The organism is Polaribacter pacificus (genome assembly GCF_038024035.1).
GTDB lineage: Bacteria > Bacteroidota > Bacteroidia > Flavobacteriales > Flavobacteriaceae > Polaribacter > Polaribacter pacificus.
In genome coordinates, this window is the sequence record NZ_CP150664.1 from 92455 (window position 1) to 113556 (window position 21102).

Below are 21102 nucleotides of genomic sequence, written 5' to 3' on the forward strand. Positions count from 1 at the left end.
TTGATAATTTATTCTTAGATTTTGATGAAAGGCTTTTGTTTTTTGATAAAAAAAACCGAGCAAGTAGCTCGGTTTTTCTAAAAGAATTAGGTTGTTATTTAAATATTAAAATTTACCCCAAGTACTATATTTCTACCTGAGTTTAAAATTCCGTCACTTTTTAAACGCGATAAGTGGTTTATATAATTAGTATCTAATAGATTTGTTATTGAAAGTGAACCGTTAAACTTTAATTCACCAAGACTAATTGCTCCACCAAATCCTAGATCGACTAAGTTATAGCTGCTTGTATTTGTTTCAAATTGACTGACATTTTTTTGAGTAAACGTTGAGTTTAAACTTAATGTAGCGTATCCATTTTGAAGCCAATTTTTAATATCAAACTCTGTACGTAATGTATTCTTTATGATATTTGCAGGGATTAAAGGAAGGTAGTCTCCGTTAGATTGCTTACCGATAACCATTTCATAACTCGATTGCAAATGCAGCCAATCTACAGGGTGTGGATGTAAGTGAAAACCTATTTCACCTCCATATAATTTGGCATTATTTTGAGTGTAATTATACACTGGAGCTCCATCTTCTACAGCACCCGTAGGAGAAAGGTAGATATAGTCATTTAAAGTATTATGGAATGCATTTACAAACAATTCTAGGTGTTCTGTTTGGTATTCTATAGCCAAATCTGCCTGGATGTTTTTTTCTGTTTCTAAATTGGCATTTCCCAACTCAAACCTATTGGTACCATGATGTACACCATTTGACGTAAGTTCTGCTAAATTTGGTGCTCTAAAACCTGTTGCGGCATTTATTCTAATAGTTGTGTTTTTAAATGGTGCAAACTTATATCCCAAAGAGGCAGTAAAGCTATTGTAGTCCTTGTCTAAAGCTTCAAAAACATGAACTTCTGTTTCGTGAACCACTTCGTGATACTCAGTCATTAAGCTTCTATTATCAAATCGAATACCCGCCTGAATAGAAGAGCTGTTCCAACTGTAGTTAACAGTTCCAAACATTCCTACATCATTAATTTTTGCATCCGGAATCAACAACTCTTCACCAAAGTTTTTATTGGTTTGATGCATACCTTGAAGTCCGAAAATAACATCAACTTCATTTGAAAATCTTGCAAGGTGATATTTGATGTTATAATTAAAGGTTTTTAACTTCATACGCAAAGCTGGTCCTTCATGATCTTCATCGTGCTCATCATGATCTTCATCATCGTCATGGTCATCGTGGTCATCATGCCCGTGTTCTTCTTCAAATTCATTTCTGTCATTATATAAGTAGCCTAAATCAACATCTAACTTTGAGTTTCCAAAGAAAAAATGATTGTGCATGCTAAAGATATGATTGTCAATTTGTTGATACGGCTCCATTGGAGTTGTGTAATTTGACTGTGCTCCAATTCCTTCTGTAATTCCTAATAAGGATCCATTAAAATTATATCTTATTTCACTTGAATAGTTTGTGCTATTATAGCCTAGCCCCAATTTAAAATCTTGCTCTCTAAAACGAGTATTGGTAACTTTCTCTCCTGATGGTACTTTGTAATCAGAATGATTATTAGCAGTTGCTCTCGCTAAAAACTTCCAACGATCCGTAGATTTTTTGTACCCCAAAGAAGTATTGCTTCCTAGGGTGTTGCTAAAATAACGCTGACCAAAAAGGAAACTTGATTGATTTGCAGTTGCAAATTTTTCAGGATTGATATAAATAACACCCCCTAGTGCATCAGATCCATAAAGTAATGAAGCAGGTCCTTTAATAACCTCTATGCTTTCTATACCTTCATCACTAATGCCTAAACCGTGCTCATCGCCAAATTGTTGGTTTTCTAATCGTACTCCTTGAGCATAAACCAATACTCGGTTACCGCTCAATCCTCTAATTACTGGTTTTCCAATAGAGGCTCCAGTAGAAATTTGAGAAACTCCACTAATAGAGGCTAACCCATTTATTAATGTAGGTGCTCCTGTTCTTTTTAAGGCTGCCGCTGTCATGCGTTCAACCTTCATTACATTTTCTGACTGTAATTTGTTAAAAGGAGTAGAGATAATTACTTCATCAATGGTATATATAGATTCTTTTAATAGAATGTTTACAACCAATGGTTTTCCTGTAATGTTTAACTTTTTTGTTAGGGTTTGAAATCCTAAATACGAAAAAGATAATTTAACTGAGCCATTGGGTAAGTTTGTTAATTCATAACGACCATGCTCGTCAGTAATGGTTCCTCTATGAAGGTCTGAAGCGTAAACTTCTACTCCAAATAAAGGGTTATTATCAATGTCTGTGATTGTACCAGTAACGGTTGTTTGTGCAAAGGATGACATGCATACCAATGCTATGAACATATGTATAAATAGTTTCATAAATTATTTTTATTGTTATTTGAAAAAATGGTGTTTTCTTTTACACAGCCTTAGCAAACAATAAAAATGGTGGACCTCTGGTAGATTTTTTTGAGTGAAATTGAATTTCCTTTTTCTGAGGAGTTTCTAAATACAGAAACGTATAATACTTCTCCGGAATTACCCCAAAGTCGGTTGGAAATTCTATAGTAGGATTTTGAAATTGTCGATGTAATAGATCACAGTCAAGTGCTCGCTCATGAATGTGTTGCTGGTCTGTAGAAGTACATACAACATGCTCGTGATTGTCTAGGGCATGTGCTAATTGCACCACCGAAGGAAGCAATACAACAAGTACTGCTATAAGGGCTATATGTTTTCTGAGCGTTTTAATTTTTTGCCTTAGGTTTTCTTATTCTCATGTTTAAAGCTTCAACTCCTAATGAAAAAGCGATCGCAAAGTACAAATAACCTTTTGGAATAGCACCTATGTGTTGGTTAAAAATTACAGTATTTGCTAAATGAGCTCCTTCTGTTATCAGCATAAAGCCAATTAGGATCAAAAATGAAAGAGCCAACATCTGAATAGTTGGATGATTGTTTACAAAAGTCCCAACTGGATTTGCAAAGATCATCATGATGAGCATAGAAATAACAACAGCCAAAATCATTATGGTTAAAGCACCAGGAACTCCGTTAGTCATCCCAACAGCGGTTAAAACAGAATCAAAAGAAAAAACGATGTCAATCAATACGATTTGAATAATAACCTTGGATAAAGTTGTGGTTACTTTTCTTTTTGCACTACTTTCTTCTTCTGTAATCCCTTCAACTTTATGATGTATCTCGCTAGTACTTTTGTACAGTAAGAAGATCCCTCCAAGAATTAGTATGATGCTTTGTCCTGTAACATCTGTACTTAGCCAAGAAGTGTCAATGGTAAAGATTGCATTTTTCATACTAATAATATATGAAACTCCGAGCAAGAGCATAATTCTAAACAACATGGCCAAGAGCAAGCCAATATTGGTTGCCTTTCGCTGTTTTTCTTTTGGTAATTTACCTGTGGTAATTGAAATAAAAATAATATTATCAATCCCAAGAATTATCTCTAAAAATGTTAAGGTTAAAAGAGCAACCCAAGTGTCAAAATGCGCAAAAATTTCCATGATTATTTTACTTTATAAACGGTTCCTTTCTGTTTAAAATCTGAATAGCCTATTCTAGCAATGAAATCAAATGAATTGTCTGTAACCTTGGTAATGGTTACAAAGATTAAATCTTTGTCCAAAGCAGTTTTAGGATTTTTCATCTGCAAGGTATAAGAAAAATTGTTTTTCCACTTAATATAAAGGGTATCAATTCTTTTTTCTAATCGGTTGCTTACAGTACTGTCTGTAGAAATAGAAACGGATTTAGTATATTCTTCTATTTGCAAACTGTCCACTCTTGTGATAATGGTTTTGCTATAACCTTCACCTGCAGGAATTTCAAAAACACCTTTTTTAAATTGGTTGTTGTTGTCTATCACGGCAACTTCATTACAAGAAGTAAGCACAATGATGAATACAAAAAAGCTAATAATTTTTTTCATTTAGATTCCTGTAAAATTTGCTGGCGTAATTTGTTTTAATTCTTCTTTGATAGTGCTAGTAACTTCTAGAGTTTCAATAAAATCAGCAATTGATTCTCTAGTAATTTTTTCATTGGTTCTGGTTAAGCCTTTAAGAGCTTCGTAAGGATTTGGATAAGCTTCTCTTCTAAGTATGGTTTGAATAGCTTCTGCAACGACAGCCCAGTTGTTTTCTAAATCTTCTTCAAATTTTGCTCTATTTATCAGTAATTTATTCAATCCTTTTAAGGTAGATCCAAATCCAATTAGCGTATGACCAAAAGGGACACCAACATTTCTTAAAACAGTACTGTCTGTAAGATCACGCTGCATTCTAGAAACAGGTAGTTTTGCAGCCAAGTGTTCAAATAAAGCATTTGCGATACCCAAGTTTCCTTCAGAGTTTTCAAAATCAATAGGGTTTACCTTATGTGGCATGGCAGAAGAGCCAATTTCTCCAGCTTTAATTTTTTGTTTAAAATAATCCATAGCAACATAGGTCCAAACATCTTTGTCTAAATCTAAAACGATGGTATTTATTCTTTTTAAGGCATCAAATAAAGAGGCCATATGATCGTAATGCTCAATTTGTGTAGTCGGGAACGAGTGGTGTAAGCCCAAGGTGTTTTCTACAAAACCAGTACCGAAATTTTTCCAGTCGATTTGTGGATAGGCTACATGGTGTGCATTGTAATTACCAGTTGCTCCTCCAAATTTAGCAGCATTTGGGATGCTGTGTAAAAAACGAAGCTGTTCTTTTAAACGTGTAACAAAAACCAAAATTTCCTTTCCTAAACGGGTTGGAGAAGCTGGTTGTCCGTGAGTTCTAGCCAACATAGAGACATCGCTCCATTCTGTAGCTAACTCATCTAGTTTGTCAATTAATTGAAGCAAACTAGGGATATAAGTAATCTCTACTGCTTCTTTAATTGATAAAGGAATAGCGGTATTATTAATGTCTTGAGAAGTCAATCCAAAATGGATGAACTCTTTAAACTTTTGCAAACCTAGGCTGTCAAATTTTTCTTTGATAAAGTATTCAACCGCTTTTACATCGTGGTTGGTTACTTTTTCTATGTCTTTTATTTTTTGAGCGTCTTCTGTAGAAAAATCAGAATAAATTTTTCTAAGTTCTGAAAATAAATCAGTGTTAAAATCAACTAACTGAGGTAGTGGAATTTTACAAAGAGCAATAAAGTATTCAATCTCTACCTTAACTCTGTATTTTATTAGGGATTCTTCAGAAAAATAATTGGCTAATACGGCTATTTTGTTTCTATATCTTCCGTCAATAGGAGAGATGGCGTTTAATTCTGTAAGCTTCATGTGTTTGATTGTGTTGTAAGCAACAAAAATACGTTTTTTAAGTAGATTTTTAAAGCGAAATCAAGTAGTTTTTTGCTTCTTTTTTATCAGCTCTAAGATCTTTTTTCCTCTTGCTTTACAGCCTTTGCTTTCATGTATGATTTTACTTGAAATTAAGTGCTCTAATTCTGGATGAATCCACGCTAATTTTAGGCCAAATAAGTAAAGGCTTTGCATGGTGTATGCTCTGACGGCTATTTTTTGAGGGGTAATTAGCCAATCGAAACCAGTTTCTACAATTGCATTTATATGTTTGTCAGTAAGATACTTGTGGATAGTTGAATCATTTTTAGTCTGATACTCATTTGCTAAAAACTCACATATTTTTGAACAGGGTCTTATAGCGCTATCAAACTTTACTGTGGCTATTTGTTGGGTAAATGCATCCAAATGTGGATAGAGTAGGTGAAGCTTTCCGTGCGTACAAATCCACTCTAAAATCCAAGTTGCTTTGATAGAAATTTTATCATCAACTAAAAAAGTTAAAGAAACCAAGTGCGGAAACAATTCATTATTGTTGTAAACAATGTTTGCTACCTTATCTCTGTTTTCTCTCTTAGCATTCTCCATTGATTGTAGTGCAGAAATCAAAAAATCTTTATTCATAATCGTTTGGCTATAGACAGCGTTGCCTAATAAGGCAAAATAGGTGAAGCTCAAAAATAGAAAAAATAAAATAGCTTTTCCTTATCAAGACATCAGTTAATTCAATGTGTTATCTCCCTATTGATTCGTATATTTGCAAACTATAATTAGAAGAATGAAAAGAGTAATAGTTGGTCTTTCGGGAGGAGTTGATAGTAGTGTAACCGCTTATTTATTAAAAGAACAAGGCTATGAGGTTATTGGCTTGTTTATGAAAAACTGGCATGATGATTCTGTGACCATCTCTAATGAATGTCCATGGCTAGAAGATAGTAATGACGCCATGATTGTGGCGAACAAACTAGGTATTCCTTTTCAAGTAGTGGATCTTAGCGAACAATACAAAGATCGAATTGTAGACTATATGTTTGCTGAATATGAGAAAGGGAGAACACCCAATCCTGATGTGCTTTGTAATCGAGAAATTAAGTTTGATGTTTTTATGGACATCGCTATGAACTTGGGAGCTGATTATGTCGCTACTGGACATTATTGCAGAAAGGGTGAAGAAGAAGTTAATGGTCAACCTGTTTATAAATTACTTGCAGGGAAGGATCTTAACAAAGATCAATCGTATTTCTTATGTCAATTATCACAAACACAATTGGCTAAAGCACTTTTTCCTATCGGTGATTTAACCAAACCAGAAGTTAGAGCGATAGCAAAAGAAGCTGATTTAATAACGGCAGATAAGAAAGATTCTCAAGGCCTGTGTTTTATTGGTAAAGTTAGACTTCCAGAATTTTTACAACAAAAATTACAACCAAAAGAAGGGGTGATTGTTTCGATTCCACAAGATTCAGCTCTTTACAATAGAGAAGTTTCAAAATTCTTAAACAAAGAAGAAGAGTTGGCGTTTTTTGCGACAAAATTTGAGTATGCTGTAACCGATGGAAAAACGGTTGGGCAACACCAAGGAGCCCATTATTTTACCAAAGGACAACGAAAAGGATTAAATGTAGGAGGAACCAAAGAGGCTTTATATGTTATCGAGACAGATGTGGTTGAGAATGTTATTTATGTCGGAGAAGGAAAACAACACAAAGGTTTGTATAGAAAAGTACTGTTTGTTCAAAATGAAGAGATCCACTGGATTCGAGAAGATTTAACACTAAAAACAGGAGAATCCTTAGCTGTGGAGGCAAGAATTAGATACAGACAAACGCTAGAAAAAGCTTCGTTATATAAAGTAGATAAAGGGCTCTATGTGTCTTTTGAAAATGAGCAATCTGCCATTCAAGAAGGGCAATTTGTTGCCTGGTACCATGAAGAAGAGCTCTTGGGCTCTGGAGTTATTTCGTAAATCGTATTCATACTTTTTAAAAAAGTGGTATTTTCGACTTATAAATTTAAGTTGATGAAAAAACTAAGCTTTTTAGTTGCTTTTTTATGCTGTCTTCAGGGGTTCGCTCAAGAAGATGCATGGGTTTTTTTTAAGGATAAGCCAAGTGCTTCAACCTATATTGCTTCTCCCTTAACCATGCTTTCTCAGCGTGCGCTAGATAGGAGATTGCGTCAAAATATCGACTTAGATACTAAAGATGCACCCCTAGAGGCATCGTATTACAATCAGATTAAAAACACAGCAGGTATCCTTGTTTTAGCTAAATCAAAATGGCTAAATGCAGTTCATGTACAAGGAACTCAAAATAATATTAAACGCCTACAAACAAGCTTTTCTTTTGTAAAAAACATTGAGTTTGCAGACAAATCTTTAGCTTCAAACAGTAAAATTCTCTCAAAAACAACAAGCATACAAAAGCGACAAAAATCCTTAGAAACAATAAGCGATTTTAATTACGGAAGCAGTAAAAATCAAATTGAAATGTTAAAAGGGGATTTTTTGCATGAGCTTGGTTTTACTGGAAAAGGAATGTATATCGCTGTAATTGATGCAGGCTTTCCAAATGTAAATAGTTTGGCAGCTTTTAAGCGTCTCAGGGATCACAATCAAATTTTAGGAGGCTATGACTTTGTTGCTAGAAGCACCAATTTTTATTCAGGTGATAGTCACGGGACCAATGTGTTATCGACTATTGGAGGCTATATAGATGGGCAATATGTTGGGACAGCACCCGATGCTTCTTTTTATTTATTTAGAACAGAAGATGCCATAAACGAAGTTCCTTTAGAAGAGAGTTTGTGGGTAGAAGCAGCTGAAAAAGCGGATAGTTTAGGGGTTGATGTTATTAATAGTTCGTTGGGTTATTCTTCCTTTTTTGATGAGCCTAGGTATAATTATTCATATAGTGATATGGATGGTAAAACAGCATTTATTTCTAGAGGGGCATCTGTTGGTGTATCTAGAGGGATGATTATTGTAAATTCTGCTGGAAATGAAGGGAATAATGCTTCTTGGAAATATATAAATCCCCCTGCTGATGTAGCTACTGTTTTTGCAGTAGGAGCCGTTGATGCTTCTAAAAACATAGCACCGTTTAGTTCTTTTGGACCAACATCAGATAACAGAATAAAGCCAGATGTGTTGGCACAAGGACAAGGAGCATATCTAATTAGTCATGGTTCAGGTACGCCAGTTCAATCAAACGGAACTTCGTTTTCTTCACCCATTATGGCTGGAGTTGTTGCCTGTTTTTGGCAAGCGTTTCCTAATCTATCAAATTTACAAATTATGCAACGCATACGTGAATCTGCAGATAAATACAACAATCCTACAATGCAGTCTGGGTATGGAATTCCAAATTTTGAGGATGCATATGGTACTGTTTTAAGTGTTGAGGATCAATTTATTTTTAATAGAATAACAGTTTTTCCAAATCCAATGAGCACTAGTTTGACGATTCAAGCTCCAACAGAAGATTTAGAAAATATTCAGATTCAATTTTTTAATATATTAGGGAAAATTGTCCTAGAGAAGTCTGGAGTAAATACAAAAAATATAGATGTATCTGCACTAAGTCCAGGAGTCTATCTTTTAAAAATCACCAAAGGAAAAGAGCAACAAACGATTAAGTTGATAAAGAAATAATGAAAAAAAATATTACAGAATTATTTAAAATAAAATACCCGATTGTTCAAGGAGGAATGATTTGGGTTTCTGGTTATAAATTAGCAGCCGCAGTTTCTAATGCAGGTGGTTTAGGTTTAATTGGTGCAGGATCTATGTACCCAGATGTGCTAAGAGAGCATATTCAGAAATGTAAAAAGGCAACTGATAAACCCTTTGGCGTTAATGTGCCTATGTTGTATCCAGATATAGAAAAAATCATGGATATCATAGTAGAAGAAGGTGTAAAAATAGTGTTTACTTCTGCAGGTAATCCAAAGACGTGGACTGCCTTTTTAAAAGAAAAAGGGATTACCGTTGTCCATGTAGTTAGTTCTGTAAAGTTCGCACTCAAAGCAGAAGCTGCAGGCGTTGACGCTGTGGTTTGTGAAGGCTTTGAAGCCGGTGGACATAATGGACGTGAAGAAACCACCACATTTACTTTAATTCCAATGGTTAAAGAGCAGGTAAAGATACCTGTCATAGCAGCAGGAGGAATTGGCTCTGGGAGAGGTATGTTGGCAGCGATGGTTTTGGGTGCTGATGGAGTTCAGGTAGGAAGCCGGTTTGCCGCAACCAAAGAGTCTTCGGCACATAATAATTTTAAACAAACTATTGTTGAGGTTCAAGATGGAGGCACTGCGCTAACGCTTAAAGAATTGGCGCCTGTTCGTCTAGTAAAAAATAATTTTTATCTGCAAGTTCAAGAACTCTATAAGAAAAACCCAAGCCTAGAAGATATTAAGGGATTATTAGGAAGAGCTCGTGCTAAAAAAGGCATGTTTGAAGGTGATTTGGACAATGGAGAGCTAGAAATTGGTCAGGTAGCAGGTCTTATTCACGAAATCAAAACAGCAAAAGAGGTTATTGATGAAATGATTGCAGAGTTTGAAACGGTGAAAAACAATTTTAATGGACGGAAGCAAAAGAGCTAATATTAGTGCAGGAGCAGAAGTAGCAGTGGTGCAAAAGCATCATCAGCGCAGCGGAGAGTTAACCAAAGGTCTTGTAAAAAGAATTTTAACAAACGCTCCAAACCATCCTCATGGAATTAAAGTGCAGTTAACTTCTGGTATTGTGGGTAGGGTTAAAGAAATTTTATAAACTAAAAAACTGTATCGAGAACAGCTATTCGTTAGCTTTTCGATACAGTTTTCTTTAGTTCGATCCCAATGTATTAAATTGAGGTTTTACTCAACTGGAATCTTAATCTCGTACATTTTACGAGACGCATTATTCAGTTTGTTTTCTCGCAACCAAGGATTGTGTAACTTTAAATCTTTGTAAGTGGTTCCGAAATTTTTAGCAAAAGTTGCGATGTTTGTAATTACCGTATCAACTTTAACTGTCTTTGTTTTTGGTAGGGTATATAAATCGTCTTCATCATAGATAAAGCCGTAAGCTTTTGGGTTGGATAAGACTTCTTTTAAAGCGATGATTCTAAACACATAACGTTCAGTTTCATCTGGCAATAAAGCATCGTAATAACTAGTTACTTGTTGTGTTTCTAGTCGCTTGGCAACACCGTAATTTCCTGCATTGTATGCTGCTGCTGCTAGCGTCCAGCTTCCTAAACGCTCTTTTGATTTTTTTAGATACTCTGCTGCAACTTTTGTCGATTTTTCAATATTATAACGCTCATCAACATTGCTATTGATCTCTAAACCGTATTCTTTCCCGGTTGCTTTCATAAAGTGCCACATTCCGGCTGCTCCAGCAGAAGAAGTTTCATCTATCAATGCACTTTCTGCAACAGCTAAGTATTTAAAATCATCTGGCAAACCATATTTTTCTAATAGTGGTTCTAAGATTGGGAAGTACTTATTGGCTCTTTTAAGAAGTAATAAACCATTTGATTGCCAATACGTATTTACCAACAACTCACGGTCCATACGCTCGCGTATGTCGTGTCGGTCTAACGGCACTTTTTCTCCAGCTAGATTTAAATCTGGTGATAATTTTAAAGCTTTAATTTTATAGGTATCACTAGTGTTCTTTTGTAGCTTTATGTTTTTTGTGCTGATGACATTCATAAAAAACACAGTGATAAGTACGGTGCAAACTATAGTTAGATATCTGTTAGCTTTCTTCATGGTAATAAATGTTTGTATAAAAGTATGAAAACAATAGCATTAAATCAAGTGATTGCCTGCTCAATAATAGAAGTAATTTTTTTTGCCTTGGTAAGAACCATCGCATGAGTACCATTTTCTATAGTATGGCAATCTACAATGTGTTTTATTGGAAAAACTTCATCTTTACTGCCGTGTATATGAACCGTGTTTGTTAAGGGCTTTCTTTGTTGCCAATGTAAGAGAGCATCAATAGCCCAATGCAAATAGGTGACATCTCTAACGGATAAGAATTTTTTGTAAGCTGCTACTTTTTTTTGTTTGTAGTCCCCTAAAAAAAAGTCAATATAGGTTTCTAGATTTTCGATAAACTTAGCAGGGAACAACTTATAAACCTTTGTTTTGTCAATCAGTTTTAATCGATTTGGTAACTCATTGTTACTTTTAATACTAGAAATAATAATTATTTTTTTAGTGGTGATCAATTTGCTCATTTCTTGAACCAGCACCCCGCCAAAAGATACACCAACAAGGACAGGATTCTCATGAGTAATCTCATCGCACATTCTTTGAGCGTATTCAGCTAGAGGTTCATTTTTACTTGTTGGAATTTTCCATTCTAAAAAGTGACAATCAAACCGCTCTTTGTCTAAAGAGAGGTGTTCAAATATTTTGCTATTGGCAGCCATGCCGGGTACAAAATAAATAGCTGTCTTTGTCATCTTAGGCTGTAATTTTCTCTTCGGCAAAATCAAATCTTACCAAACCATCTTCATCAATTTTTGTCAAAGTTACATTGTGTAAAGTATTGACAAGTTCTGGATTCCAAGGAGCTTTTACCTTGACGTAATTTTCTGTAAACCCATGAATATATCCCTCTTTATTTTCACTCTCAAAAAGCACAGTTCTAGAACTGCCTATTTGACTTTCGTAAAAAGCTCTTCTCTTTTTAACAGAAAGTCCTCTAAGCATTTTACTTCGTTTGCTTCTAACTTTTTTAGGAACAACGCCGTCCATATTTACCGCTTCTGTATTAGGTCTTTCAGAGTAAGTAAAGACATGTAAATATGAAATATTTAAATCATTTAAGTAATTATAAGTCTCTAAAAAATGTTCATCAGTTTCACCTGGGAAACCCACAATGACATCAACACCAATACAGGCGTCAGGCATTTTAGCCTTTATTTGTTGAACCCTATTGGTATAGGTGCCTTTTAAATAACGACGTTTCATTTTTTTAAGTAGATCATCACTTCCGCTTTGCAATGGAATATGAAAATGTGGTACAAAACTATCTGATTGGCTTACAAAATCAATGGTTTCATCTTTTAGCAAATTGGGTTCTATAGACGAAATTCTCAGACGATGAATTCCGGGAACTGTATCCAATTCTTTTACTAATTCTAAAAAAGTATGCTCGTGTTTTTTATTGCCAAATTCTCCTTTTCCATAGTCTCCAATATTCACACCTGTAAGGACAATTTCTTTAATGCCTCTCTCTGAAATTTCTTGAGCATTTTTTAGCACATTGCTTAAGGTATCACTTCTAGAGATTCCTCGTGCTAAAGGGATGGTACAGTAAGTACATTTATAATCACAACCGTCTTGAACTTTTAAAAAAGCTCGAGTTCTGTCTCCAATAGAGTAGGAGCCTACATAAAAATCAGCCTCTTCTATCTCGCAAGAATGCACTTCGCCTCGATCATTTTTAGTAAGATCATTGATATAGCTAATCACATTAAATTTTTCTGTAGCACCAAGCACCAAGTCAACACCATCTACAGCGGCGAGTTCTTCTGGTTTTAATTGTGCATAACAACCAACACCAATTACAAAGGCTTCATCGTTTTGTTTTAGGGCTGATTTTACGATAGATTTAAAACGCTTGTCTGCATTGTCTGTAACAGAACAAGTATTAATCACATAAACATCTGCTGGTTCTTCAAAAGAAACACGTTCAAAACCTTCGTCGGTAAAATCTCTAGCGATGGTTGATGTTTCTGAAAAATTTAATTTACACCCCAAAGTATAAAAAGCTACTTTTTTATCTGCATTCATTCCTGTACATTTGAAAGTGCAAAATTACAATTTTTCTTTTTCATGAACCCCCAGCAAATTTAAAATCAATTTCATAAAAATTATGATCGCTAAAACACCACAACCGCCTTATTACGCAGTGATTTTTACCACACTTTTAAGCGATAATTTAGAAGGATATGCAGAAACAGCTAAGCGTATGGAAGAGCTTGCTCAAGAACAACCAGGATATTTAGGAATAGAATCTGCTAGAGCAGATGTAGGAATCACAGTTTCGTATTGGGAAACCCTTGACGCCATTAGTGCTTGGAAAAATAATGTAGAACATACAGAGGCTAGAGAAAAAGGAAGAACTCAGTGGTATAAAAAATATGTGCTCAGAATCTCTAAGGTAGAGCGTGCTTATGGGTTTGAGAATTAAGGCAACTGAACGTAGGCTAAGATTGGAAAATGATCAGAATAGCGGATGTCAAAAGTTTCAAAACTATTAATGTCCATCTCTGGATCGACTAAGATAAAGTCAATCCGCAACGGAAATGTATAGTTAAAGGTCTTTCCAAAGCCTCTTCCAGCCTCAATAAAAGCATCTTTTTTGCCAGCTTTAATTTGCTTGTATACCCAAGAAAAAGCTGTGTTATTAAAGTCTCCACAGATAATTTTTTTTCCTTTCCAACCTTTTTCATGATCGATAAACTCCTGGGCTTGTGACGCTTGCTTTTGAAATGCAGAACTGAGTCTTCCGATTAGCTTTTCAGAACTTTGCTCTCCAAAATGTTCTTTATTTGGGTTGATTTTCAAAGATTCTAAATGAATATTATAGATTCTAATTGTATCCTTGTCTTTTACAATGTCTGCATAAATTACATTGTTTGCACTGTTTTTGAAATCGAGAGATCCGCTATTGATAATTGGGAATTTAGAATAAATAGCTTGTCCAAATTTATTGCTTTTTGATTTTGTTTTGATATACTGATGTGGATATTTAAAAGAGATATCTGGTGATTGGTAAAACTCTTGTAAACTTAAAACATCAGGAGATTCTCGCTTGATAAACTCAAATGCCTTATCGTCTAAATGGCTGTCTGTGCTCCAATGGTAATAATTAAACATTCTTACATTGTAGCTCATTATTTTTAAATCACTAGTTGTAGTTTCCTCTTTAGAAACAAGCTGAAATAAAGGAGATGAGAAAAACCAACCAAGAAATAACACCGAACCTGAGAGAAGTAGCTGCTTTTTTAATTTGAGTAACCAATAGACAAAAAAGAAAACGTTGCACAAGGTTAAAAAAGGTACTGTTAAACTGAGTACGGCAAACAAAGGAACTTTTAAAGGAGAGGTGTAGGGTAGGACGTAAGAGAACAGCAATAATATGGCAACAACCAAATTGATGGAAAAAACAAGCATGCTGGTAAACGATCTGTTTTTTGCCATTATTTAGCTCCTTGTTTAAATAAAAAATCTTTTTCTTCTTTGCTTAAAGTATCATAGCCCGATTTGCTAATTTTATCAAGTATGTGATTAATTTTTTGTTGATGCTCTGATGTATTTGTTTTTTTTGCTGTGGCTTTTTTTGTTTTATAGACTGTTTTTAAGGGTTTCTTTTTGCGTTTAAACAAATTTTCAAATTGTTCCCATAGTGCTATTTTGGTGTTGCTTGCCTGACCAATATATAAAAAACCAAACAAAGCACCTCCTAAGTGAGCCAAATGTCCACCTGCGTTACCTGCTGGTATTTGAATAATGTCTAAAGCAACCCATATTGCTGCTAAATACCAAAGCTTTACAAAACCAATTAAAGGAAATTTAATCTGATAATGAGGCATATAGGCAGCTAGACCGATAAATATGGCAGATACACCAGCAGATGCCCCTAGAAGCAAGCTATTAGATACATCTGTAGAAAAAACAGGAAAATAATTATAGCTTACTAAAAACACAAGCCCACCAAATAGCGTTCCCAGTAGGTAAAAGGTAATAAATTGTTTTTCTGTAAAATAGCTTATAAATAAATTCCCAATAAAATACAAGGCAATTAAATTGCTGAGTATATGCATAAAACTAACATGAACAAATCCATAGGTTAGAATAGTCCATGGTTTGCTGATAAATCCATCAAAAGTAGCCGGAAGTGTAAACCAGTGTACTAAAAGATTGTTGTTTATTTGAAACAGATATCCAAAGGTGTTAAAAACAAAAATCAAGACAAACACAGCAACGTTGATGTAGATGAATTTCTCTACAATGCTGCCTTGTTTAAATCGATATTGTAAGTGGTTGAATAGCTTCATTAATAATGTGTTCTAAATTGATTTTTTTTCCAATACCAAGCAATGATAAAACCAATAACAGCCCCTCCTATATGTGCAAAATGCGCAACATTTCCGATAGAATATTTGGTGACACCAAAAAACAAATCTCCAAACAACATAATTGGAATAAAGTATTTGGCAGCAATCGGGACCGGGAAGAAGATCAAGGCTAGTTTTGCATTCGGGAACATCATTCCAAAGGCAACCAAAACACCATAAACGGCTCCAGATGCACCCACTGCTGGAGTGTGGTACAGACTGTAAAAATGATTCATTTCTTGACTGCTAAGCTGAACGGCTGCTTGGTTATAGCTTCCAGTATCTAAAATAGCTTGAATACGCTCAGGAGAGAAGCCTACACCAATTAAATGCTCATAAAAACCATTAAATTGATAGTAGTTAACTAAGGTATAAATGGCTCCTGCACCCAAACCGGCCGAAAAATAAAAAAACAAAAATTTATTTCTTCCCCAGGTTTGTTCTAAAGGCGTCCCAAATGCCCATAAGGCATACATATTAAAGGCAATATGCATAAAACTTCCATGCATAAACATGTGTGTTAGGTATTGCCAGATTCCAAAATTTGGATTTTGTGGAAAATACAATGCAAAAAACTGCCCAAGATCTAAATTGATCATTTGAGGAACTATAAATAAAATCACATTAATTATGATTAAATGTTTGATAGCATCTGTAAGTTTTCCCATAATATATATATTTTAATGACTGTTAAAAACAGCATCAATTTCTTTAATAGTTAAGGTTTTAAATATCGTTTTTCCAAAAGGAGATACTGATGGTTCTTTACATGAAAAGAGGTTATTAACTAAAGTTTCTTGCTCTTTACTGTTAAGTGTTGCACCTGTTTTTATAGCCAAGGATTTGGCAAATGATTTGGCCATGATGTCAAAATGACTAAAACTAGCATCTGGAACTTCTTGCTTGATATCATCTAATAACTGCTCAAGGACAGGTGTAATCTGACTCTCTGAAAGTGATGTTGGTATTCCTTTTACAATAAGGGTTTCTTTTTCAAACTCCTCAAATAAAAAGCCCACACTCTCTAAGTCGCTTTTGATTCCTTTGATCATTTCAATTTCATCTCTGGCAAAAGAGATACTAACCGGAAACAGCAATTGCTGACTAACGGCGTCTTTGACAGTAATGCTCTCTAAAAAATCTTCGTACAAAATACGCTGATGCGCCAATGATTGATGTATGAGTACCATTCCTGATTTAATGGAGCTCAAAAGGTATTTTCTCTGAATCTGAAATGTTTTACTAGTATCAGTTTCTTTTTGATTGTCAAATAATTCTTCTTGGAAATTACTTTCGTAGGGAGTGATCGTTGATTGATGTGCTTCCCAAGTGGTTTCTTCTCTCTGAAAAGCCGATTCCATTTCTTGATGCAAAGGCTCTGAAGCAAATGGATTAAAATTTGGGTCTATTTTTATTGCTGGTGCTCCTCCATAGGATTTTTTCTCTTTGTATTCATAAGGAACGTCTAAACTGGCATCTCTATTAAAATCTAAAACTGGAGCTACATTGTATTGTCCTAGACTGTGTTTTACAGTCGCCCTTAAAATAGCGTATAGGTCCTTTTCATTGTCAAATTTTATTTCTGTCTTTGTCGGATGGATGTTAATATCGATGCTATCTGAAGGGACGGTTAAGTATAAAAAATATGACGGATAAGTTCCGTGTTCTAACAAGCCTTCAAAAGCACTGCTAACTGCGTGATTTAAATACGAGTTTTTGATAAATCGATCATTGACAAAAAAGAACTGTTCGCCTCTCTTTTTTTTTGCAAAATTAGGTTTGGCGACAAAACCTTGGAGCGATAAAATATCTGTGTTTTCATCAATTGGAACTAATTTTTCATTCATTTTAGATCCGAAGATTGCAACCACGCGCTTTCTGAGGTTGCTTACTGTTAAATGATATACCTCATTGTTGTTGTGGTGCATAGAAAATGCAATCTGAGGATGTGCTAACGCCACACGTTGAAACTCATCAATAATATGTCTGGTTTCTATGGCGTCTGATTTTAAAAACTTACGTCTTGCAGGGATGTTAAAGAAGAGGTTTTTTACAGCAATGCTAGTTCCTTTAGGGCAGGCTATAACCTCTTGAGAGCCAATAGAGCTTCCTTCAATTTTAATAGCAGTTCCAACTTCTTCATCCTCTAGTTTTGTTTTTAACTCTACTTGTGCAATAGCAGCAATTGAGGCAAGAGCTTCGCCTCTAAACCCTTTGGTGTGGAGGTTAAAAAGATCTTGAGCATTTTTTATTTTGGATGTAGCATGTCGTTCAAAGCACAGTTTTGCATCATAAGCATTCATGCCTTTTCCGTTGTCAATAACCTGAACTAAGTTTTTTCCTGCGTCCTTGATGAGTAGTTTAATATCTGTTGCTCCTGCATCAATGGCATTCTCCATCAGCTCCTTAACTACAGAAGCAGGTCTTTGAACCACTTCTCCAGCAGCAATCTGATTGGCAACGTGGTCTGGTAATAACTGAATGGTGTTTGGCATTTTAGACGACAAATATTGAGAGGTCAAATTCAATAAAAAATAAGAAAATTAAAAATAGAACTCCAATAATAACAGCTGTTGTTAAAGTAACATTTCTGTCTTGTAATTCTGGATTTTTTAAATCCTCGATGGCATTTTTAAAAGTTGATTTGATGCCTTTACTTTTACCCACGGTTGTTCTAAATTCGTCAAATTTATGACCAATTTCATAAGGGTTACCTTCTCCTTTGTAAAACCTAGGTTTGTAATCAAATTTTTTATTTGTACGCTTTAAAAATCCCATAACTTAAAAAGTAATTGAAATATGGAATGCAAAAATCAAACCATTTTTTCTTGTAGGTCAAATTTACAGAATAAAAGGGTAGTGGTCAAGAAAAATAGTGAAACTCTCTTGTTAAAACTGTCTTAAGGCAGCCATTTTTATTGCCGCAATAGCACATTCAATACCTTTGTTTCCTAGTTTTCCTCCAGAACGATCAATAGATTGTTGTTTGGTGTTGTCAGTTAAAACACAAAAGACAACAGGAGTCTCATGGGCGATGTTTAAATCTACGATTCCTTGAGTAACACCTTCACAAACAAAATCAAAATGCTTGGTTTCACCTTGGATAACATTGCCAATTGCAATAACAGCATCCACTTTTTGACTTGTAACCATTTTTTTACAGCCATAGATCAATTCAAAGCTTCCAGGAACATCCCAGACAACAATATTGTCTTCTGTTACTCCACAATCTTTAAGTGCCTCTACAGCCCCTTTTAAAAGGTTTTGAGTAATGTCTGGATTCCATTCAGAAACAACAATCCCAAATCGAAAAGACTTCGCATTTGGGATTGTAGCTTTATCGTAATAAGATAAATTTGTTGTGGCCATTTACTTAGTTTTTTGAAGCAAATTTAGCACTTTGAATGTATTTGTCAATATCAGCTCCTTCTGCAGATACAGGGTAGTTTGATTTAATCTTGCTAAAATATTTTTCAGCCTTGCTAAATTCTTTAATATCCATTGCTGTAATTCCAGCTTTGAAAAGGAATAAAGGAGTGGTAAACTGATTGTCTTTTTTATTAGCTGCTTGCTCGTAGTATTTTAAGGCATCTTCTTGTTGGTTGATGTCAGCAAAAGCATCTCCGATAGCACCTAAAGCTGTAGGACCTAATAATTCATCGTCTGATGAAAATTTACTTAAATACTCAATAGCTTTATCGTATTGTTTTAGTTTTAAATATGAAATACCCGCATAATAGTTAGCTAAATTACCAGCCTGAGTACTACCGTAAGTGCTAGAAATATCAACAAAACCATATTTACCATCAGCACCTTCTAAACCAAGCGTTAATAATGAATCAATATTTTCAGAAGCTAAGTTTGCCTCGTTAAAATGTTTTCTTGGGAAAGCTAATTCATTAGAAGCTTCTTTTTCTGTAGGCTCAACTATATAAGTGTTGTAGGCTAAATATCCTAAAATCAATCCTGCAATTACGACCAATCCTGTGAATAAAACTTTGTTGTTTTTTTCGATCCATTTTTCTGATCTGGAAGCAGTTTCGTCTAAAGTATTAAATACTTCAGCTGTTGTGCTATTGTCATTGATTGCTTCTTCGTGTGCCTTTTTAGGTTTTGATACCTTCTTCTTGTATGTCGCCATTTCTCTAAAAAATTAGTAAGCGCAAAAATAGTTTTTTTAATTGGATTTTAAAAACAGATATTTCGCTAAATTTTCAATAATTTGCATTTTCTTTTCACGGATAATTATAATACATGCATTTACAGAAATTAAGTTTGGTTAATTTTAAAAATATTGAGTCTCAATCGTTTGATTTTCAGTCTAAAATCAATTGTTTTGTAGGAGATAATGGAATTGGTAAGACTACTATTTTGGATGCAATTTATTATCTGTCATTTGCAAAAAGTTACTTCAATCCGATTGCTTTACAGAATATTCGTCATGGAGAAGACTTTTTTATGATCGAAGGGACCTACGATTTAAACGATCGCGAAGAAAAGATTTTATGTAGCATGAAGAGAGGTCAAAAAAAAATACTGAAAAGAAATGACAAAGCTTATGATAAGTTTTCTGAGCATATTGGACAGTTACCTCTGGTAATTATCTCGCCTGCTGATAGAGATCTTATTGTAGAAGGAAGTGAAACGAGAAGACGATTTATAGACGGAGTGCTTTCTCAGCAAGATAAAAGTTATTTACAGAGTTTAATCCAATACAATAAGGTGCTGAGCCAGCGAAATGCCTTGTTAAAATATTTTGCAGCAAACAGAACTTTTGATGCGTTAAATTTAAAGATTTATGATGAGCAACTTATTGCTTTTGGTACAGAAATCTATAAGAAGAGAGCAGAATTTCTCGAAGAATTTACACCTATCTTTAATGAGAAATACAAGCAAATTTCACAGCAAAAAGAACAGGTGCAGCTAAATTATATCAGTCAGTTGCATGAGCAGACATTTACCAATTTACTTCAAAAAAACACAGACAAAGACAGGGCCTTGCAATACACCAGTGTAGGGATTCATAAGGATGACTTAAGTTTTGAGATATCGGGCTACCCAATTAAAAAATTTGGCTCACAAGGACAGCAGAAATCCTATTTAATTGCATTAAAACTCGCTCAATTTGAGTTTATTAAAAAATTAGGGAATATTACCCCTATATTGTTGTTGGATGATATTTTTGATAAATTAGATGAGCACCGAGTGACACAGATTGTCAATCTAGTTAATGGCGAGGAGTTTGGTCAGTTGTTTATCACTGATACACATGCAGACAGAACAGAAGAGGTTGTAAAAAAAACACAACAACCCTATGAAATTTTTAAACTCAACTAATGGCAAAGAGAGAAAACGATTCAATATCTGTAAAAGACCTAATGGGCTCTTTTATCAAAGAAAATAACCTGTCAAAAGGAATGCAAAAAATTCAGGTAGAAGAAGCATGGGCTAAGCTAATGGGGCCGGGCGTTGTTTCTTATACAACTAAAATTCAACTGCAACAAAAAACCTTAATCGTAGGATTATCTTCTTCTGTGCTTAGAGAAGAATTGAGTTATGGCAAAGAAAAGATCATCAAAATGCTCAATGAGGAGATGGGGGCAGAAGTAGTCTCTAAATTGATGTTAGTCTAGTTTTTTTTCAATTTTAGAGCTGC

Annotated in this window: 23 protein-coding genes; 7 read left to right on the plus strand and 16 right to left on the minus strand. The window is 34.6% G+C overall.

Annotation, left to right across the window (positions count from 1 at the left end; all coding sequences use genetic code 11):
* Nucleotides 1-98 precede the first annotated feature (98 nt).
* From WHC90_RS00390 to WHC90_RS00415, 6 genes are read right to left on the minus strand one after another with little or no spacing between them, the layout of a single operon-like run.
* A complete protein-coding gene (locus WHC90_RS00390) occupies nucleotides 99-2378 on the minus strand; it encodes a TonB-dependent receptor (RefSeq protein WP_188598977.1) in 2280 nt (759 codons plus the stop codon).
* A gap of 40 nt (nucleotides 2379-2418) precedes the next feature.
* Nucleotides 2419-2688: a hypothetical protein gene (locus WHC90_RS00395; protein ID WP_188598976.1), complete on the minus strand. Its 270-nt coding sequence runs from the start codon at nucleotides 2686-2688 to the stop codon at nucleotides 2419-2421.
* Nucleotides 2689-2746: 58 nt separating this feature from the next.
* Entirely contained in the window at nucleotides 2747-3526 is a 780-nt protein-coding gene (locus tag WHC90_RS00400; protein ID WP_188598975.1) for a TerC family protein, read from the minus strand.
* A 2-nt stretch (nucleotides 3527-3528) separates the two neighbouring features.
* Nucleotides 3529-3951: a lipoprotein gene (locus WHC90_RS00405; RefSeq protein WP_188598974.1), complete on the minus strand. Its 423-nt coding sequence runs from the start codon at nucleotides 3949-3951 to the stop codon at nucleotides 3529-3531.
* Entirely contained in the window at nucleotides 3952-5295 is a 1344-nt protein-coding gene (gene purB / locus WHC90_RS00410; RefSeq protein ID WP_188598973.1) for an adenylosuccinate lyase, read from the minus strand. It lies immediately after the preceding gene.
* A gap of 60 nt (nucleotides 5296-5355) precedes the next feature.
* Nucleotides 5356-5940 (minus strand): adenylosuccinate lyase, encoded by a 585-nt coding sequence (locus tag WHC90_RS00415; RefSeq protein ID WP_188598972.1) that lies wholly within the window; start codon nucleotides 5938-5940, stop codon nucleotides 5356-5358.
* A 154-nt stretch (nucleotides 5941-6094) separates the two neighbouring features.
* Here WHC90_RS00415 and mnmA point away from each other — a divergent pair, with 154 nt between their 5' ends.
* The 4 genes from mnmA to WHC90_RS00435 are packed head-to-tail and all read left to right on the plus strand — an operon-like array spanning nucleotide 6095 to nucleotide 10090.
* On the plus strand, nucleotides 6095-7282 hold the full coding sequence (mnmA, locus tag WHC90_RS00420; protein WP_188598971.1) for a tRNA 2-thiouridine(34) synthase MnmA: 1188 nt from the start codon (nucleotides 6095-6097) through the stop codon (nucleotides 7280-7282).
* 54 nt (nucleotides 7283-7336) lie between these two features.
* Complete coding sequence (locus WHC90_RS00425; protein ID WP_188598970.1) at nucleotides 7337-8968, plus strand: S8 family serine peptidase; 1632 nt, start codon at nucleotides 7337-7339, stop codon at nucleotides 8966-8968.
* Nucleotides 8968-9921, plus strand: a complete 954-nt coding sequence (locus WHC90_RS00430) for an NAD(P)H-dependent flavin oxidoreductase (RefSeq protein ID WP_188598969.1) — start codon at nucleotides 8968-8970, stop codon at nucleotides 9919-9921. Before WHC90_RS00425 ends, WHC90_RS00430 begins: the two co-directional genes overlap by 1 nt.
* A complete protein-coding gene (locus WHC90_RS00435) occupies nucleotides 9899-10090 on the plus strand; it encodes a YwbE family protein (RefSeq protein WP_188598968.1) in 192 nt (63 codons plus the stop codon). The genes WHC90_RS00430 and WHC90_RS00435 overlap by 23 nt, the downstream gene beginning before the upstream one ends.
* 86 nt (nucleotides 10091-10176) lie before the next feature.
* Here WHC90_RS00435 and WHC90_RS00440 read toward each other — a convergent pair whose 3' ends face one another.
* From WHC90_RS00440 to mtaB, 3 genes are read right to left on the minus strand one after another with little or no spacing between them, the layout of a single operon-like run.
* The gene (locus WHC90_RS00440; RefSeq protein WP_188598967.1) at nucleotides 10177-11079 is read right to left on the minus strand and encodes a lytic transglycosylase domain-containing protein; all 903 of its coding nucleotides are present in this window, start codon (nucleotides 11077-11079) and stop codon (nucleotides 10177-10179) included.
* A 44-nt stretch (nucleotides 11080-11123) separates the two neighbouring features.
* On the minus strand, nucleotides 11124-11780 hold the full coding sequence (locus tag WHC90_RS00445) for an alpha/beta hydrolase (protein WP_188598966.1): 657 nt from the start codon (nucleotides 11778-11780) through the stop codon (nucleotides 11124-11126).
* Between the two features lies 1 nt (nucleotide 11781).
* Nucleotides 11782-13116, minus strand: coding sequence for a tRNA (N(6)-L-threonylcarbamoyladenosine(37)-C(2))-methylthiotransferase MtaB (gene mtaB, locus WHC90_RS00450; RefSeq protein ID WP_188598965.1), 1335 nt, complete (start codon nucleotides 13114-13116; stop codon nucleotides 11782-11784).
* 82 nt (nucleotides 13117-13198) lie between these two features.
* Between mtaB and WHC90_RS00455 the strand changes: the two genes are divergently transcribed.
* Nucleotides 13199-13516 (plus strand): antibiotic biosynthesis monooxygenase family protein, encoded by a 318-nt coding sequence (locus tag WHC90_RS00455; protein ID WP_188598964.1) that lies wholly within the window; start codon nucleotides 13199-13201, stop codon nucleotides 13514-13516.
* Here WHC90_RS00455 and WHC90_RS00460 read toward each other — a convergent pair.
* The 7 genes from WHC90_RS00460 to WHC90_RS00490 form a co-directional block, all read right to left on the minus strand.
* On the minus strand, nucleotides 13513-14529 hold the full coding sequence (locus tag WHC90_RS00460; RefSeq protein ID WP_188598963.1) for an endonuclease/exonuclease/phosphatase family protein: 1017 nt from the start codon (nucleotides 14527-14529) through the stop codon (nucleotides 13513-13515). The two genes, WHC90_RS00455 and WHC90_RS00460, sit on opposite strands and share 4 nt — an antisense overlap.
* Nucleotides 14529-15386, minus strand: coding sequence for a rhomboid family intramembrane serine protease (locus tag WHC90_RS00465; RefSeq protein ID WP_188598962.1), 858 nt, complete (start codon nucleotides 15384-15386; stop codon nucleotides 14529-14531). The genes WHC90_RS00460 and WHC90_RS00465 overlap by 1 nt, the downstream gene beginning before the upstream one ends.
* Nucleotides 15386-16114 (minus strand): rhomboid family intramembrane serine protease, encoded by a 729-nt coding sequence (locus tag WHC90_RS00470; protein ID WP_188598961.1) that lies wholly within the window; start codon nucleotides 16112-16114, stop codon nucleotides 15386-15388. The genes WHC90_RS00465 and WHC90_RS00470 overlap by 1 nt, the downstream gene beginning before the upstream one ends.
* A 12-nt stretch (nucleotides 16115-16126) precedes the next feature.
* Nucleotides 16127-17941, minus strand: a complete 1815-nt coding sequence (gene mutL, locus WHC90_RS00475) for a DNA mismatch repair endonuclease MutL (protein ID WP_188598960.1) — start codon at nucleotides 17939-17941, stop codon at nucleotides 16127-16129.
* 1 nt (nucleotide 17942) lies between these two features.
* The gene (locus WHC90_RS00480) at nucleotides 17943-18224 is read right to left on the minus strand and encodes a riboflavin synthase subunit beta (RefSeq protein ID WP_188598959.1); all 282 of its coding nucleotides are present in this window, start codon (nucleotides 18222-18224) and stop codon (nucleotides 17943-17945) included.
* A 111-nt stretch (nucleotides 18225-18335) separates the two neighbouring features.
* Nucleotides 18336-18815 carry a 6,7-dimethyl-8-ribityllumazine synthase gene (gene ribH, locus WHC90_RS00485; protein WP_188598958.1) on the minus strand — a complete coding sequence of 160 codons (480 nt, stop codon included), beginning with the start codon at nucleotides 18813-18815 and terminating at the stop codon, nucleotides 18336-18338.
* Between the two features lie 4 nt (nucleotides 18816-18819).
* Nucleotides 18820-19587, minus strand: a complete 768-nt coding sequence (locus WHC90_RS00490) for a tetratricopeptide repeat protein (RefSeq protein ID WP_188598957.1) — start codon at nucleotides 19585-19587, stop codon at nucleotides 18820-18822.
* A gap of 113 nt (nucleotides 19588-19700) precedes the next feature.
* Between WHC90_RS00490 and recF the strand changes: the two genes are divergently transcribed.
* Nucleotides 19701-20783, plus strand: a complete 1083-nt coding sequence (gene recF, locus WHC90_RS00495) for a DNA replication/repair protein RecF (protein WP_188598956.1) — start codon at nucleotides 19701-19703, stop codon at nucleotides 20781-20783.
* Nucleotides 20783-21079 carry a DUF721 domain-containing protein gene (locus WHC90_RS00500; RefSeq protein WP_188598955.1) on the plus strand — a complete coding sequence of 99 codons (297 nt, stop codon included), beginning with the start codon at nucleotides 20783-20785 and terminating at the stop codon, nucleotides 21077-21079. Before recF ends, WHC90_RS00500 begins: the two co-directional genes overlap by 1 nt.
* The last annotated feature ends 23 nt before the right edge of the window (nucleotides 21080-21102 follow it).

What these genes read in the sequence shown, in the direction of transcription:
- WHC90_RS00390 (WP_188598977.1), bottom strand. Translation starts at nt 2,378, where the DNA reads ATGAAACTATTTATACATATGTTCATAGCATTGGTATGCATGTCATCC.
- WHC90_RS00400 (WP_188598975.1), bottom strand. Translation starts at nt 3,526, where the DNA reads ATGGAAATTTTTGCGCATTTTGACACTTGGGTTGCTCTTTTAACCTTA.
- WHC90_RS00405 (WP_188598974.1), bottom strand. Translation starts at nt 3,951, where the DNA reads ATGAAAAAAATTATTAGCTTTTTTGTATTCATCATTGTGCTTACTTCT.
- purB (WP_188598973.1), bottom strand. Translation starts at nt 5,295, where the DNA reads ATGAAGCTTACAGAATTAAACGCCATCTCTCCTATTGACGGAAGATAT.
- WHC90_RS00415 (WP_188598972.1), bottom strand. Translation starts at nt 5,940, where the DNA reads ATGAATAAAGATTTTTTGATTTCTGCACTACAATCAATGGAGAATGCT.
- mnmA (WP_188598971.1), top strand. Translation starts at nt 6,095, where the DNA reads ATGAAAAGAGTAATAGTTGGTCTTTCGGGAGGAGTTGATAGTAGTGTA.
- WHC90_RS00425 (WP_188598970.1), top strand. Translation starts at nt 7,337, where the DNA reads ATGAAAAAACTAAGCTTTTTAGTTGCTTTTTTATGCTGTCTTCAGGGG.
- WHC90_RS00430 (WP_188598969.1), top strand. Translation starts at nt 8,968, where the DNA reads ATGAAAAAAAATATTACAGAATTATTTAAAATAAAATACCCGATTGTT.
- WHC90_RS00435 (WP_188598968.1), top strand. Translation starts at nt 9,899, where the DNA reads ATGGACGGAAGCAAAAGAGCTAATATTAGTGCAGGAGCAGAAGTAGCA.
- WHC90_RS00440 (WP_188598967.1), bottom strand. Translation starts at nt 11,079, where the DNA reads ATGAAGAAAGCTAACAGATATCTAACTATAGTTTGCACCGTACTTATC.
- WHC90_RS00445 (WP_188598966.1), bottom strand. Translation starts at nt 11,780, where the DNA reads ATGACAAAGACAGCTATTTATTTTGTACCCGGCATGGCTGCCAATAGC.
- mtaB (WP_188598965.1), bottom strand. Translation starts at nt 13,116, where the DNA reads ATGAATGCAGATAAAAAAGTAGCTTTTTATACTTTGGGGTGTAAATTA.
- WHC90_RS00455 (WP_188598964.1), top strand. Translation starts at nt 13,199, where the DNA reads ATGATCGCTAAAACACCACAACCGCCTTATTACGCAGTGATTTTTACC.
- WHC90_RS00460 (WP_188598963.1), bottom strand. Translation starts at nt 14,529, where the DNA reads ATGGCAAAAAACAGATCGTTTACCAGCATGCTTGTTTTTTCCATCAAT.
- WHC90_RS00465 (WP_188598962.1), bottom strand. Translation starts at nt 15,386, where the DNA reads ATGAAGCTATTCAACCACTTACAATATCGATTTAAACAAGGCAGCATT.
- WHC90_RS00470 (WP_188598961.1), bottom strand. Translation starts at nt 16,114, where the DNA reads ATGGGAAAACTTACAGATGCTATCAAACATTTAATCATAATTAATGTG.
- mutL (WP_188598960.1), bottom strand. Translation starts at nt 17,941, where the DNA reads ATGCCAAACACCATTCAGTTATTACCAGACCACGTTGCCAATCAGATT.
- WHC90_RS00480 (WP_188598959.1), bottom strand. Translation starts at nt 18,224, where the DNA reads ATGGGATTTTTAAAGCGTACAAATAAAAAATTTGATTACAAACCTAGG.
- ribH (WP_188598958.1), bottom strand. Translation starts at nt 18,815, where the DNA reads ATGGCCACAACAAATTTATCTTATTACGATAAAGCTACAATCCCAAAT.
- WHC90_RS00490 (WP_188598957.1), bottom strand. Translation starts at nt 19,587, where the DNA reads ATGGCGACATACAAGAAGAAGGTATCAAAACCTAAAAAGGCACACGAA.
- recF (WP_188598956.1), top strand. Translation starts at nt 19,701, where the DNA reads ATGCATTTACAGAAATTAAGTTTGGTTAATTTTAAAAATATTGAGTCT.
- WHC90_RS00500 (WP_188598955.1), top strand. Translation starts at nt 20,783, where the DNA reads ATGGCAAAGAGAGAAAACGATTCAATATCTGTAAAAGACCTAATGGGC.